The 14,135-nt window shown below is 56.5% G+C and carries 11 protein-coding genes and 4 tRNA genes; 10 read left to right on the top strand and 5 right to left on the bottom strand.

What is annotated here, in order from left to right:
- Positions 1-28 precede the first annotated feature (28 nt).
- From accD to AB1L30_RS18465, 3 genes are all read left to right on the top strand, one after another.
- Positions 29-883 (top strand): acetyl-CoA carboxylase, carboxyltransferase subunit beta, encoded by an 855-nt coding sequence (gene accD, locus AB1L30_RS18475; RefSeq protein ID WP_367014860.1) that lies wholly within the window; start codon positions 29-31, stop codon positions 881-883.
- 232 nt (positions 884-1,115) lie between these two features.
- Positions 1,116-1,994 (top strand): serine/threonine-protein kinase, encoded by an 879-nt coding sequence (locus AB1L30_RS18470; RefSeq protein WP_367014859.1) that lies wholly within the window; start codon positions 1,116-1,118, stop codon positions 1,992-1,994.
- Between the two features lie 156 nt (positions 1,995-2,150).
- Entirely contained in the window at positions 2,151-2,357 is a 207-nt protein-coding gene (locus AB1L30_RS18465) for a small basic protein (RefSeq protein WP_345090651.1), read from the top strand.
- 81 nt (positions 2,358-2,438) lie between these two features.
- On the opposite strand, the gene AB1L30_RS18460 is transcribed toward AB1L30_RS18465, so the two are convergent.
- Positions 2,439-4,175, bottom strand: coding sequence for a chloride channel protein (locus tag AB1L30_RS18460; RefSeq protein WP_367014858.1), 1,737 nt, complete (start codon positions 4,173-4,175; stop codon positions 2,439-2,441).
- Positions 4,176-4,678: 503 nt separating this feature from the next.
- On the opposite strand from AB1L30_RS18460, the gene AB1L30_RS18455 reads away from it, so the two are divergent.
- Both AB1L30_RS18455 and AB1L30_RS18450 read left to right on the top strand, forming a co-directional pair.
- The gene (locus AB1L30_RS18455) at positions 4,679-5,995 is read left to right on the top strand and encodes a DUF5722 domain-containing protein (RefSeq protein ID WP_367014857.1); all 1,317 of its coding nucleotides are present in this window, start codon (positions 4,679-4,681) and stop codon (positions 5,993-5,995) included.
- A 51-nt stretch (positions 5,996-6,046) separates the two neighbouring features.
- Positions 6,047-6,748 (top strand): VIT family protein, encoded by a 702-nt coding sequence (locus AB1L30_RS18450; protein WP_367014856.1) that lies wholly within the window; start codon positions 6,047-6,049, stop codon positions 6,746-6,748.
- Here AB1L30_RS18450 and AB1L30_RS18445 read toward each other — a convergent pair.
- Together AB1L30_RS18445 and AB1L30_RS18440 are read right to left on the bottom strand one after the other, a co-directional pair.
- Positions 6,745-7,470, bottom strand: coding sequence for a DUF3891 family protein (locus AB1L30_RS18445; protein ID WP_367014855.1), 726 nt, complete (start codon positions 7,468-7,470; stop codon positions 6,745-6,747). The genes AB1L30_RS18450 and AB1L30_RS18445 overlap by 4 nt on opposite strands.
- A gap of 108 nt (positions 7,471-7,578) precedes the next feature.
- Positions 7,579-9,030, bottom strand: coding sequence for a hypothetical protein (locus AB1L30_RS18440; protein WP_367014854.1), 1,452 nt, complete (start codon positions 9,028-9,030; stop codon positions 7,579-7,581).
- A 551-nt stretch (positions 9,031-9,581) separates the two neighbouring features.
- Between AB1L30_RS18440 and AB1L30_RS18435 the strand changes: the two genes are divergently transcribed.
- Positions 9,582-11,255: a sigma-70 family RNA polymerase sigma factor gene (locus AB1L30_RS18435; protein WP_345090669.1), complete on the top strand. Its 1,674-nt coding sequence runs from the start codon at positions 9,582-9,584 to the stop codon at positions 11,253-11,255.
- 96 nt (positions 11,256-11,351) lie between these two features.
- On the opposite strand, the gene AB1L30_RS18430 is transcribed toward AB1L30_RS18435, so the two are convergent.
- Both AB1L30_RS18430 and AB1L30_RS18425 read right to left on the bottom strand, forming a co-directional pair.
- Positions 11,352-11,750, bottom strand: a complete 399-nt coding sequence (locus tag AB1L30_RS18430) for a hypothetical protein (RefSeq protein ID WP_367014853.1) — start codon at positions 11,748-11,750, stop codon at positions 11,352-11,354.
- A 99-nt stretch (positions 11,751-11,849) separates the two neighbouring features.
- On the bottom strand, positions 11,850-12,866 hold the full coding sequence (locus AB1L30_RS18425) for a DUF1559 domain-containing protein (protein ID WP_367014852.1): 1,017 nt from the start codon (positions 12,864-12,866) through the stop codon (positions 11,850-11,852).
- A 602-nt stretch (positions 12,867-13,468) separates the two neighbouring features.
- On the opposite strand from AB1L30_RS18425, the gene AB1L30_RS18420 reads away from it, so the two are divergent.
- From AB1L30_RS18420 to AB1L30_RS18405, 4 genes are all read left to right on the top strand, one after another.
- Positions 13,469-13,541, top strand: a tRNA-Thr gene (locus tag AB1L30_RS18420).
- 96 nt (positions 13,542-13,637) lie between these two features.
- Positions 13,638-13,719, top strand: a tRNA-Tyr gene (locus AB1L30_RS18415).
- 56 nt (positions 13,720-13,775) lie between these two features.
- Positions 13,776-13,846, top strand: a tRNA-Gly gene (locus AB1L30_RS18410).
- 174 nt (positions 13,847-14,020) lie between these two features.
- Positions 14,021-14,092 (top strand) — tRNA-Thr (locus AB1L30_RS18405).
- Positions 14,093-14,135: the final 43 nt, after the last annotated feature.

Below are 14,135 nucleotides of genomic sequence, written 5' to 3'. Positions count from 1 at the left end.
GACTACTCCCCTCGTCGAGGACCCGAATATGGCATCCGTATCACCGGATCTCGTTTCTCAAGCTGATGAATCTGGTAAGCCAAAGAAACGTGGTGTGCCTGAAGGCCTATGGCAACGATGCCCCGGCTGTCAGGCCGTGATCTTCCGCAAGCAGGCCGAGCAAATGCTCAGCGTCTGCCCTGAATGCGATTATCACTGGACCATCTCGGCCCAGCAGCGTCTGGAACAGGTCCTCGATACCGGCACCTTTGAAGAATGGGATGCTGATCTCACTTCGCTCGACCCGCTCGGCTTCAAAGACAAAAAGGCATATGCCGAACGAATTGTCTCGGAGCAGCGCCGGACCGGGCTTCGTGATGCCGCCATCACCGGCTGCGGTATGATCCGTGCCCGCCGCGTGGCAATCGGCGTGACCGACAGTGCCTTCATCATGGGTAGCATGGGAAGCGTTGTCGGCGAGAAGCTAACTCGACTGATCGAACGAGCCACGGCCCAGGATCTGCCGCTGATCATCATCAGTGGTTCCGGCGGTGGTGCTCGTATGCACGAAGGGATTTACTCCCTGATGCAGATGGCCAAGACGACGGCTGCTCTGGCGAAGTTCCACGAAGCGGGCGGCTTGTTCATCTCCGTGCTCACCAATCCAACCATGGGTGGCGTTGCGGCTAGCTTTGCTTCCCTGGGTGACTTGATCTTCGCCGAACCGCAGGCCCTGGTTGGCTTTGCCGGTCCACGTACGATCAAGGCGACCATCCGCATCGACCTGCCAGACGGCTTCCAGACCAGCGAGTTCCTGCAGGAACATGGTTTCGTGGATCGCATTGTTCCTCGTAACAAGCTAAAGCTCGAAATCGCCCGCTCGATCGACTATTGCGGTAAATAGTTGCTGTTCCTTCTGCCCCCGCCAGCGGCTCTTCCAGCGAGAGCCGCTTGTCTCGACTTGCATGCCAGCTTAAAGTGGGGGGTAGAGGCACCGGAACAGACAACCTAAAAATCATCCCTTCGGCAACGAAATCGGCTCCCCGTGCGCTGATTTTGAAGGCGGGATCCGTTCAGGGGCCTAAATTTGAAATACCTGTTCAAGTTTGCCCCTCACGCGTGAGTCCCCCTCTCTCATGAACCTGCTTAAGAAGTTCACCTCTCTCTTCGCCAGCCAGGCCAAGCTGGATATTGCTTCTCGTTTCGAGATCCTGAAAGAGGCGGTCTCCGGCACGATGAGCGAGTTCTACAAGGTTCGCGAGCACTCGACCGGTCGCACGCTTGGTTTGAAGCTACTCGATCTCGAGAAGCAGCAGTTCTTCGATTCCCGTTTTGCTGGGCTGACTCGCCCAAAAGAAGGGGAAATCGCGATGTCCCTCATCCATCCTTGTATTGTCCGCACGATCGAACACGGGCTGGTGACCACCGGTCAGCAGTACGTCCTGATGGAGTACCTGGATGGCAAAGGGCTTAATTCGCTGATCGTCGACCGCGATCCGATGCTGGAAGGGAAGCAGCTCGTTCTTTTGCGGCAAATGGCCGATGCCCTGGCGTGTGTCCACGAAGCGGGCTATATCCATCGCGATATTTGCCCTCGAAACTTCATTGCGGCCCCCGATTGCCGCTCGTGCAAGTTGATCGACTTCGGTTTAACGCTGCCTGCCAAGCCTGAGTTCATGGCCCCTGGCAATCGCACCGGGACCCCGAACTACATGGCCCCCGAGATCGTCCGGCGTCGCCCGACGGACCAACGGGTCGATATCTTCTCGTTGGGCGTAACTGGTTATCGTTTAATTGCTTACGAACTTCCATGGGCAATGGTCGAAGGGACCGGCCGCGATGCCTTGTCGCACGATACGGTCCCACCGACCGACATCTTCCAGCTTCGTCCTAAGCTGAATCCCGACTTGGGGGCTCTGATCATGCAGTGCATCGATCGCGAGCCTCGTAACCGCCCGCAGACCGCGCGAGAGCTCGTCGACGCTCTGCAGCGAATCAAGCGTCTTGACGCGTAAAAACAGCCCATTGGGCGGGATTGTTACGGCTTGACGCTTGTGGGGGCTCTGGTATCATGGTGCGTTTCCCCTCGGTAGAAAACGATCGTTAAAGCGATTTACCACTCGGCGGAGTCCATGTTGGCCGCCAGATACGCATAAATCAGGAGAGTTTCCGTGACCATCGATAAGAGCCTGAAAGTGAAGCGGGGCGGTATCTCGACCCGCAGTGTGTTGAAGCGGTCGGAACGTATCGCCCAGATGAAGGCTAAGGGAACCTTCGACGAAGAATCGACTTCGCCGATCGGTCTGCCGAAGACCCGCGTCATCAAGATCTCGATGAAGAAGAAGAAGAAGGTCAAAGAAGAAGACGGCAAGAAGTAGTCGTCTCTCGCGAGCCTTCGCTCACGTACAAGAAAAAGCCCTGGCCAATCGGTCAGGGCTTTTTTTGTGGCCTGGCTCGATCTAAAGCAGTTTCTTTTGCTGCTGCAGGACCATCATCAGTCGCGACCGGGTCAACACACCGATCACATCGCTGGCGGTCGGAGCGGTCGGGTTTCGCGAGACCAATGCAATGTCGGACTCGGCGGTATCCATCGCGTGCAGGACAGTCGGCAGGTCATCTCGCTCGCAGATCGTGATGTAACGCGTCGTCTCCGGGGATTGCCCTGGCTCCAACTGCGAGGCTGGCTGATAGATATCGACGACCTGGCCATCTTTCTCGACCAGGATAGTTTGCGTGCTTCCCTTAGGTACGACCGCACCTTCGCCTTGAACCGCGAAGTTCCAGGCCATCACATCGCCTGCCCATCGCATTCCCAAAAACGGTGACTGAAGACCTTCCGTGACGATGTGCCCGCGGTGAATCAGTTTCATCGTGTAGACGCTTTCGCGCATCACACCCCGGCGAATCGCACTGGCAACCGAGACCGCCAGAATCAACGGAAGTACGACGGTCGAGTCTTGGGTCATCTCGGAGATCATGATGATCCCGGTCAGCATCGCTCCTGTGGATCCGGCAATCGAAGCCGCCATACCGGCGATCGCGAAGGTCGCCAGGTCGAGTTCCAGGCCTGGGAACATGGCCATGCAAAGGTGACCGAAGGCAGCCCCGCCGGTGGCACCCACAAACAAGGCTGGCGAAAACACACCGCCCGATGCCCCAGATCCAAGACTGAGGCTCGTCGCCAACAGCTTCAGGACCAGCAGCAAGAGTAACAGCGAAGGATTGGTGAGCACGCCTTGCAGCACATCCATAATCGACGCGTAGCCGACCCCTTGGATGTAATAGTGCCCGGTCGTTCGCAGCAGGATGTACATCATCACGCCCACGCAGATCATGCCGAGGGCATGCCGCGTGTAGTAGTTGCCAGGGATGCGTTCAAAGATGTCTTCCATCCCGTAGATCCCTCGGATGAACACCACCGACAAAAAGCCGACGATCACACCCAGCGGAATGAACAGCAGCAAGACTTCTGGTCGGTCGAGCTGAAAGACCGGTTGTTCAAGTGCAGGAATGTTGAAGCTCGGATCGACGCCAATCAGCCGCTGCGAGATATACGTGGCGGTCACCGTCGCGGCGGAAACAACCATCAGCGTTCGCGCGGAAATGGCGGTCAGCAAAAGCTCGATCGCGAACACCACGCCCCCGAGCGGAGCGTTGAAGGTGGCCGCGATGCCAGCGCCCGAGCCTGCGGCGATTAAGGTGATGCGGTCGTGCGACGACATGCGGATCAATTGACCCACGGTCGAACCGAATGCCGAGCCGATTTGAATAATCGGGCCTTCGCGACCCACTGCGGCACCACTGCCGATCGAAAAGGCCGAGGCCAACGCTTTCACGGCGGCGACTCGAGGGCGGATGATGCCGTCGTGATAGTAGATCGCGTCCATCACTTCTGGCACGCCATGCCCCTTCGCTTCAGGAGCGAAGTTTCCGACGAGCCACGCAACGATCAGCGCCCCGATGACCGGGACGAAAATGATCGCCCAGCCAAAAGGGCTTGGGGCTGTGTGAAGGTTCGCGTCGTATTCAAATGCGAACTGTCCCAGGAACAGAACGTTGTGAACGAGGCCAATCACCATCCGGAAGCCCCAGGCACCCACGCCGGCGATCACGCCCGTGAAGACACCCAGCACAGCCAGAAGCCAAAGGTTCAGCGGCTTTTCATCGGTGGTGCTTGGCTGGGCATCAGCTGCCATTAGTTCAATTCCTTCACTTGGGGGACGTTCAACATGCGATTTCGCTGGGAGACTTCTCGAGCTTCGCCGCGAGAATCGGTCCGAAAACGTAGCTCATACAGCGTTGATCGGAAGCAACGAGGCTGGGCATCGAGTCGGATCGCCAAAAAGAGAGCGAACGAGAGTAGGATGTCCGCAAGCCAGTGAAACCGAATGCGTCGATTGTGCGGGAATTAACGACAAATCACTCCGTTCAGGAGGCATCCTTAGCAGGAGGTAGGGAATGGATCGGGTTTGCGTTGCGCAATACGACCCACCTTCGTTCTGAAGTTCAAGCCAACTGGCGAGCGTTCCTGCAGGCGGGACAAACTCGTGAATGATCCCCCCTGGTCTAGGATTGGGATCGATTCGTGGCGGGCTTATGATAGACATACACCCGATCACGTTTGGCATGCGTTGCCATCGCCGATCGCCCCTCCCCTTCCCGCCTCACTCAACCTTCCTGACCGTGGTAGATGCCTGCAATGCGATTTGCTTTCTGTGGTGCGTTGACTGGTATGTTCGTCTGGAGTTGTCTGGCGATGGCCGAGCAGCCGAATGCCGATCCTTTCCCGGTTACGCCCAATAAGAAGGGCCTACAGGTCCAGATGATCGAAGACGCAGTCGCGCTCGGAGTTCAACACGCGGCGCTCAATGTCGACCTGACGCGGTTGATCGATCCGACGGGCAAAGAAGGTGGTCCGACCTGGGAAGTAAATGGCCATCGGTTTGCCTTCTCGCCGGGCCAGGTCGCCGGGATCGATGCTCGGGTCAAGCCGCTCAGCGATCGCAACATTGTCGTCACCCTGATCCTGCTGACATACGTGTCAGGCGATGCCGACCGTGATCGTTTGATGCTGCATCCCGATTACGCCTCCGGTGACCCGACGACAGGGCCGATCGGGATGTTCCAGATGACGACTGACGAAGGGAAGGAAGCCCTGCAGGCCTGCATCGAGTTCTTGGCGAACCGCTACAGCAGTGACTCAGGCCACGGGCGAGTCTGGGGCTATATCTGCGGTAACGAAGTGAACAGTCACTGGTTCTGGGCCAACATGGGGCCGGCTGAACCAGAAGCGGTAATCGACCAATACGAGAAAGCGGTACGCATCATCCATCAAGCAGTGCGGAAGTTTTCCGAGCATGCTCGCGTTTACATTTCGATGGATCATTGCTGGAACCTTCGTTACGCGGCAGGTAGTCCGCAGCAGTGCATGGCAGGCCGAGAGTTCCTCGACCGATTCGCGGCTGCTGCCCGCCAGCAAGGCGACTACGATTGGCATGTCGCCTATCATCCGTACCCGGAACCGCTTCCCAATCCTCGGTTCTGGTTGGATACCCGGCATTCCCTGCACCACGCCGAGACTCCGGTGATTACCTTTCGCAATCTGCAGGTCCTGACCGACTACTTGCAGCGAGAGCCACTGCAGTGGGAAGGCCAGCCGCGCCGCGTGATCTTGTCGGAGCAAGGTTTTCACTGCGATCTTTCGCGCCCTGATGGCGAACTGGAGCAAGCGGCGGCCTATGCCTTGGCGTATAAAAAGGTGGATCGCTTGTCCGGGATCGACGCCTTCATGCTGCATCGCCATACCGACCATGCCGAGGAAGGTGGTTTGAACCTCGGGCTGTGGACCAACAAGCCGGGGCACATTTGCACGCCTGATCTGAAACGTAAGATGTACGAAGTGTTTCAGGCGGCTGGCACAGCAGGCGAAGACGAAGCGTTTCAGTTCGCCTTGCCGGTGATCGGTGCGGAGAATTGGGAAGAGGCCCTCGGGAATCTCATGCAACCGCAGAAGTAGCGATGGCCAGGTCGGCCGAAGATCCTTTCACCAAAGCGAAAAGGTAGAGACATGATTCGCAGGCCGCATCGAGAACTGCATCGCTCGGAACATATCGGTTGGCTGCGAGCCGCCGTCTTGGGGGCCAACGACGGTATCCTCTCGGTCGGAAGTCTGATCGTGGGCGTTGCCGCAGCCGACGCAGGCTACTCGCAGATTGTCTTGGCCGGGCTGGCCGGTCTTACTTCAGGGGCCATGTCGATGGCGGCGGGCGAATACGTCTCGGTCAGTTCCCAGGCCGACACCGAAAAGGCCGATACCGAGCTCGAAACGGCCGAGTTGGCCAGCGATCCGGAAGGGGAGCTCCACGAACTGACGGGAATCTATGTGGAACGAGGCCTCGAGCCGGAGCTTGCCCGCCAGGTCGCTTCGCAGTTGATGGAGAAAGACGCCTTGAAGGCTCATCTGCGTGATGAACTGGGGATCACCGAGCAGTTCGTTGCTCGACCGCTTCAGGCCGCCTGGGCTTCGGCCTTATCCTTCAGTATCGGAGCAGCTTTGCCAGTGGCCGTTGCCGCGCTGGCTCCCCGTTCGCTGAGTGTGATTCTGGTTTCGATCACCACGGTGCTCAGCCTGACAGGTCTCGGGGCGATGTCGGCCGCGGTGGGCGGGGCTTCCATGCTGAAAGGAGCTGTCCGCGTCGCGTTCTGGGGAATCGTTGCCTTGGTAGCGACGTCGCTGATCGGTTGGGTCTTTGGTGTGTCGGTCAGTTAGGTGGCCGGCACAAATAGCCACTCCATCCGGCACCAGTCGTTCATCTCCAGCAGCAGATCGTCGGTGTCTTCGTAGTCGCGATCCGGCACCAGGTAGCCGCCGACCGCCACGTGCATGTGGTCGGTGTTCCACGGCCATGGATCGACCTGCATGGTGTCTTCCGGCTGAGGTGTAATGGTCAGCGGTCGGTGCGCCGGTGTTTCCTCAAAGGTGTGTGGCTCTGTCCGTTCATCCAGGCAAAGCCACAAGCTGAACCAGTCGAAGAATCGCAATTGCTCGATCGCCAGCTTCACTTCCTGATCGTTGCACAGCGGATGACGCGATTCCCAATTGTCGCGCCAGGTATCGCACAGCTCTTCGTACTTGTGGACGAATTTCTGGCCGGCGGGTGTGTCGGCGGCGTGGCTATGCTCTCGCAGCGACATGAAGTGTTCGGCAATCAGGTACTGCGCGAACGGACTGATGCGTGCCGCCCCTTCGATCGACTTGGTCCAGATCTCGTGTGCAAGGTCCGTGGGCGTATCGAGAAACGTAAGAGGCCGCTTCGTTTCGGGATTGATCGGTGGCGAGCGGTCGGTCGTCATCCAGCCATCGTCATGATGAAAGATGGCTGGCCAGACAACTTCCGGGTGAATCAGAGAAGGCACCGAGCCATTACCCCAATGCGATGCCAGGTCGCCCGAGAGAGCGGCGTGGATCGACTGGGGAATCAGAAACAGCATCGAGTCCCCGGTGGGTGACCGATAGGGGCGTACAATCACAGCTAGGCCTTTGTCATCGATGAGCAATCAAAGCAGGTCAGCTCCAATTGTACGCAATTGGGCCGCAGGTCAACGCTGCTCGACGGGACTGGCGTCGGCCTGGATCAACTGCGGAGCGTCATCTTCGTCCGCATCTTCCGTAGCGGCAACCGTTGGCTGCTTGGTTTCAATCAGATCGAAGCCGCTCATGAACGAGCGATCGGCCTGGCCAAACTTCTCGGCCAGTTGGGTCTCGAAGGTGAAGACGGTCGAGTAACGATTGCCGGCGTCGTCCGAAACCAGGTAGTAGATCCAAGTGATCGGCATTGCGTTGGCTGTACCGACGGCGGTCACCCGTAGTTCGCGAAGACCTTGCGAGTTGACGGTCTGCGAAGCATCGACGACCTGGCCGAGACGTTCCTTCAGGGCCTTCTTCACTTCTGCCTCGAAGCCTTCGAGCGTCATCTGCTCGCCCGCCTTCAGGTTCGTCAGTCGGTTGACGTTGGCCTGGGCGATCAATTCACCGTCACCTACCATGCGGAACACGGTTTGTTTGGCGGTTTCGGCCATGGCGAACCAGTCGCGAGGGTGCAGCACGCGGAAGCCTGCTTCTTCGCCATCGAACGAAAGCATCTCGTTGCCATCGTTGGCGGCCAGTTGCAGCTTGCCGATCGAGGCGTCGTTCAGCTGCGACACGGGCTCGGCGTTTTCGATCTGCGTGCGGACAACCGCAGTGGTCTCGAAACCCGGAATTGCGTGACCGATGCTGCGGTCTTCCTGGATCGACGCCGCGAACCAGGTGATGGCCTTGTGGCGGGTATCGACGTTTAACCGGCCTTTCAATTCGATTTCGGTCGCAACCCCTTGGATCGCCCCAGAGACTTTGCCGGACAGCGAGATCTTCGCCAAGCCATTTCCATCAACTTCAGTGAGGGTTGCCGCGACTTCGTGGCTATTCACGGCATCGATGCCCAGGACTTGGGCTAAAGTCTGGTTGTCAGGCGACCACGATTGATTGATTTTGACCGGCAATGCTGGCAGCAGCTTGGACAGCACGGCGGGATTGCCCGGAACGTTGATCAAATCGAGTTCGGTCCGGCTGAGGGTATATTCCGGATTGAACAAAATTGGCTGATCTCCCGTCGTATCGACAGCGATCAGGCGTTTGACGGTGGGCAACGTGTCGGTAATCGGCTTTTTGTTAGCGGTCGACTCAGCGGTTGCCTCTTCGTAATAACGAACCGCCGTCGTGGGGCTGAGTACCCGCTCGACGGCGACGTATTTTCCATTGAGTGACATCGGGTATTGGCGGACCTTTTTTCCGTCGGGATTGATCCGCATGGTGCCTTCGACCTTCAACTCAGTCTTGATTCGCCGAGTTTTTCCCTCCATCTGCTCGGTCAACTGCCAGCTATCGGCAGCCCAGCTCGGTGAAGTAGCCCACAGCGACAAAAACATCGTTCCGACTACGATCCAGTTGCGGGAAGTCAAGTTTTCGCCGTTCTTCGTAACGAAGAATGCCCGGGTAGCATCGAAAAACATGTGTCGGCCTGGGTATTGAGGTCTCTCGTATTAAAGCGAAATCGCTATATACGGAAGAATCGTCAATCCCGGAAAGCATGTTGAACGAATCTTGTCCCTGCGGTTTTGGTTGGGCCAGAAAGGAATTTGACATTCCTGGAACAAGTGCCTACGAGGTCGTGGTTATCCAGTTCCTTTGGCACGCTATTCGCAATCAGTTCTAGGGTAATAACTTACGACGACCTAGAACCCGCCTTTAGGGCCCCCACTACGGTGGATTTTTAAAAAAGCATGAACAAATGAGCAACCAACGGGGTCATTTCCACGTATAAGTCTATAGTGAAGGTTGGTTCGCAAGCTAATAGTTGATCTTTCATTCGATTGTTTGCGACCGCTAGACTTTTCAAGCATCTGACAGAAAGAGGCGCTTGTCTCCGGACAGGTAGCTGTCCCGTTGCTTGAGTGAAGGTTTCCCGGGACGGGAAGCCCTCTCCAAGTTAAACATCGTCTGGGCGATCGGAACTCGCAGGGAAAACCGGACGGATGTTGTTGATCACTGAGTGAGGGACAACATGAACAAGGGATATCAAAACGTTGCGCTGCGACAGTTGCGCGACCAACAAATCAAATATGCTCCACGGGACCGTAAACTGGACCAGGCGAATCGTGCGGAGAAACTGATCTCCGAGATTGAGCCGGGGAAGCAGTACCCGGTGGACTACATTTATTACCGGTTGACTGATTTTCGACCTGAACAGCCGAACGTTGGCTCGCTTTTGCCAGGCAAGTCGGCTGCGGAAGATCTCCGCCTGATGGTCGAAGATCTTTCGGACGCGGCCGATGTCTCGGTCGACTCCGTGCCGGAAGAAGTGTTGACCGTCGAGCAGTTGAGCGATCGCTTTAACGTCTCGACGAAAACGATCTCGCGTTGGCGTAAGCAGGGGCTCGTTAGCCGCAAGTTCCTGTTCGACGGCCGTAAACGCGTTGGTTTCCTCCGCAGCAGCGTCGAACGCTTCGTGAAGGATAATCCAGATCGTATCGAACGTGGTCGACATTTCAGCCAGCTGACCGAAGCGGAAAAGCTGGAAATCATCGATCGGGCTCGCCGTTTGGCCAACGCCGGCGGAACGCCTTCCGAGGTTGCCAAGCGTGTGGCTGCCAAGATGGGACGAAGCGTGGAAACGATTCGTTACACCTTGAAGCATCACGACGACGAGCAACCGAAGGAAGCTGTCTTCCCTCGTGGTACCGGCCCGCTGACCGAATCGGCCAAGCAGATCATCTACGGCGAATATCGTCATGGTGTCTCGGTGGACCGATTGGCTGAAAAACATGGTCGTACCCGCGCTTCGATCTACCGTGTGATCAACGAAATCCGTTATCGCCACATCGAAGAACTGCCGCTGGATTGCATCTACAACGACGACTTTGAAAAGCCGGAGTTGGAAGAAGAGATCCTGGGCTCGATGCCAGAACACGAAAAGCCAGCCCGAAAGGTTCGCGTTCCATCTGGTTTGCCAACCTACCTGGCTTCGCTGTACGAAATGCCTCTGTTGACCCGTGAGCAGGAATATCACCTGTTCCGTAAGTTCAACTTCCTGAAGTTCAAGGCATTGAAGATTCGTGAAGTGCTCGACCCACAGCGTCCAAAGTCGAGTGATATGGACGCGATCGAACAGCTTTATGATCAAGCCAGCGATGTGAAGAACCTGATCGTTCAATCGAACCTGCGATTGGTCGTTTCGATTGCGAAGCGTCACGTCGGGGCCACCGAAGACTTCTTCGAGTTGGTTTCGGACGGAAACATGTCGCTGATTCGTGCCGCCGAGAAGTTCGACTACTCGCGTGGTAACAAGTTCAGCACTTACTGTAGCTGGGCGATCATGAAGAACTTTGCCCGAACCATTCCGGTCGAGTTCCGTCATCGCGATCGTTATCGTACGAGTTTGGATGAATACTTCACCACGCGAGTCGACGAACGTAGCGATCAGTACGAACAGGAAATGGCTCAGCAGCAGCGTGAACGCCAGATCGATAAGATCTTGCATCGCCTGGACGAACGCGAGCAGAAGATCATCATTCGTCGCTTCGGCCTGGATCACTCGCGTGAGCCACAGACCTTGAAAGAAGTTGGTGAAGAACTGGGTGTGACCAAGGAACGCATCCGCCAGATCGAAGCCCGTGCCCTCAACAAGTTGAAGACGGCCGCTCGGGATTACAACTTTGATCTGCCTGAGACCAATTGAGCCAAGCCTCACTCCTGGGGATAGCCCCCCGTCATGCAGAAAGCCAGAGACCTCGGTCTCTGGCTTTTTTTGTATCAATTCGGATTGTAGCCCAGGCTAATTTCTGGCCAAGACTTCTCGCAGCTCGTAGGTAAAGTGATTTTCGTCAGCCGTCACTTTTGCTGCCAATGGGCTGGTTTGTGGTGAGAGGAATTGGCGGGCAAGCGTGCTTCGTGGTCGAGCTTCTTTTTGCCTCCCTTCTGGGACAGGATCGCCTGACGCTGGTTGCAGTGTGATCGTGTAGATTCCGACTGCTACTCCTTTCAGGCTCAGGCATCCCTCGGCATCAAGCGTGCCTCCATATGCTTCACCAGTTTGGCGATCGGTGAAGTCAATCAAGACGCCATTCAGCGGTTGGCCATCCAGGGTGACCTTAGCGGTCACATCGACTCGCTGCAAATGTCCGCGTGGTTGTTGGCTGCAGCCTGCAATGATGCTGAGAAGTATCGAAAACATCGGTAACAGTGCACTTTGTCGCAAAGATGGCAGATCGATTGGCATCGAAAACCCTCGGCATTGGAACACTTCTAGTGGACGAAGAATTGCAAGGGAACGCTAGTTCGTCAGGCCGGCAATCACCAGGCCATCGTCAACGGTGAATGCCCGCCGAAGCGACTCCATGTCGGCAGTCTCTGGGACAAAGCGGACCGAGCCATCGCCTACGAGCATCTCGATCCCACCTGGGTGATACGAATTCAGGATCGTGTTGACGTCGAACCAGGAATTCGCGCCGGAAGGAGCTCCCGAGAACCACGAGCTATTAATCGGATAGCGAAAGGTTGCCGTGCCCTGGGTGTAGCCACTGCTGTAGGTGATTTCGCTGATCGGCGTCGAATCGTTCCAGACATTCGAGCCGGAGCTGGTGGTCACCGTATTTGTGCGAAGTCCGCACCATCCTCCGAGGGCGTTGGCGCTCTTCTCGATGCCGTCGACCTGCCCCGATTGCTCAGCAACAACGAACGTGTTTGAGGTGCCATCGGTCAGGTGCGCGAGGCGTCGGCTTTTGAAGTTGATGAAGGTTCCATTTTCGCAGTGCGTGCCTGATTGAACCGCGTTTACCGCCGTGCAGACGCTAGTTCTCGCTTGCGGGTCAGGGTAGGCGCCTGAGATGCCGACGTAGTCATGGACTTGCGACCAGTCGGGGCTGGTGCCGGAGTAAGTCATCGCGGGATTGCGATCGGGAAAAGGGCTCGAAGGGCAGACCAAGCCTGAAACGCTTACCTGGTAGAGGATTTGGTTCGTCGGAAAGTAACGGCCATCGAAGCTTTGGCTGCTGCCGCTTAGGTCGAGTTGATCGTAGACGACGCTTTGCTCGATGAACGGTAGAATTCGCACTTTCCAGTTGAAGTGGGCATTATTGCCCATCGGTAGTTCGTTGTAGGTGCTGTGGAAGTTGTGAAGTGCGAGGCCGAGTTGCTTCAAGTTGTTCGAGCATTGCATCCGCCGGGCCGCTTCGCGTGCCTGTTGAACGGCGGGCAAGAGCAGCGCGATCAGAACACCAACAATCGCGATCACAACCAGCAGCTCCACGAGCGTGAAGCCAAGGCGTCGACGGGCAGCCTCTTTTCTCATGGCAAGTTCCTGACCCTTAGGTGGATGGCATGTGGAAGGGACCGGCTTGATCAGCCGGGCGAAAACCGGGAGCGAGCAAGGTGAGGTTGCTGCTCGACCGACGCAAAGAAGGTGCCGACCCCATGGCCTCAGTTTGGCCAGGGCTATTCAAGCCTTTGGCTGCAAACGGCTTGATGGCCGAGACTTTTTTCTGATGTCACGAAAAATCACACCTGCCACTCGTTCGGAGGCATCGATTCCCTGAAAAAGAGGCAGATCCACCAGGCGGCTGCCTCGTTCCTGTGCGGGCGCAAAGTTGGCCTAAATTGCCAGTCTTTGAGGTTCTGCGAGGAAAAGCCCGGACAGCCCATGGACGTGGTGCCCACAATGTACGAGAATCCCACGAATCTGCGTTACCAATTGACCATCATTAAGGTTGTCACACGCAGTCTGTAACGGGCCCAAAAACAGCCGCGGCATTCCCGCGAACATGCTGTTTTCCTCGGTGTCTGGAACCATGTCTGGGATTTTGGTCGATTTTTGTCCTTGCCCAGGCCATCCTGGCTTGCGGGGAAGCTCGGACTCGTTATAGTTATTGGTTTTCCATAAAGCCCAGGTAGTGGGCTAGCGTAGCTCAATTGGCAGAGCAGCTGATTTGTAATCAGCAGGTTGTGGGTTCAATTCCCTCCGCTAGCTTGTTCAGCATGATTTTGGGCTGAATTTGGATTGACGATTTGCCGGATTCAACGACTTTCCCAGCCACGGCTCGGCAGTCACGAAGTCGGATATGTTGGGGGGTTTCCCGAGCGGTCAAAGGGGACAGACTGTAAATCTGTTGGCAATGCCTTCACAGGTTCGAATCCTGTACCCCCCACTGAATTGAAATCCTGGGCTTTATTGGAAGAGAAGACAGCAAGGCCTAGGAAGGTTGCGGGTGTAGCTCAATGGTAGAGCAACAGCCTTCCAAGCTGAAGACGAGGGTTCGATTCCCTTCACCCGCTTCGCAGCGATCACCGAAATTCGGGGTCAACGCGAAGCATTCGATCGGATCGAACCGATTCGAGTAGGTTTTGTGTTTCGGAAATCTGGGTTGTCCGTTTGGGCGGCTCGGAAGCGAGTAGCCGGCAAAAAAGATACAGAAGCAGACTCCCCATTCGTGCTTCTACGGTTTTTCGGCTGCTGTAGCTCAGTGGTAGAGCACTTCCTTGGTAAGGAAGAGGTCATGGGTTCAAGTCCCATCAGCAGCTCTTCACGGCACCTTGATTTTCGTTTTAAACAGATCCCAATTTT

This window comes from Bremerella sp. JC817 (assembly GCF_040718835.1).
Lineage (GTDB): Bacteria > Planctomycetota > Planctomycetia > Pirellulales > Pirellulaceae > Bremerella.
The sequence above is the reverse complement of the archived record's forward strand: the minus strand, read 5'-3'. Positions and strand labels throughout refer to the sequence as shown.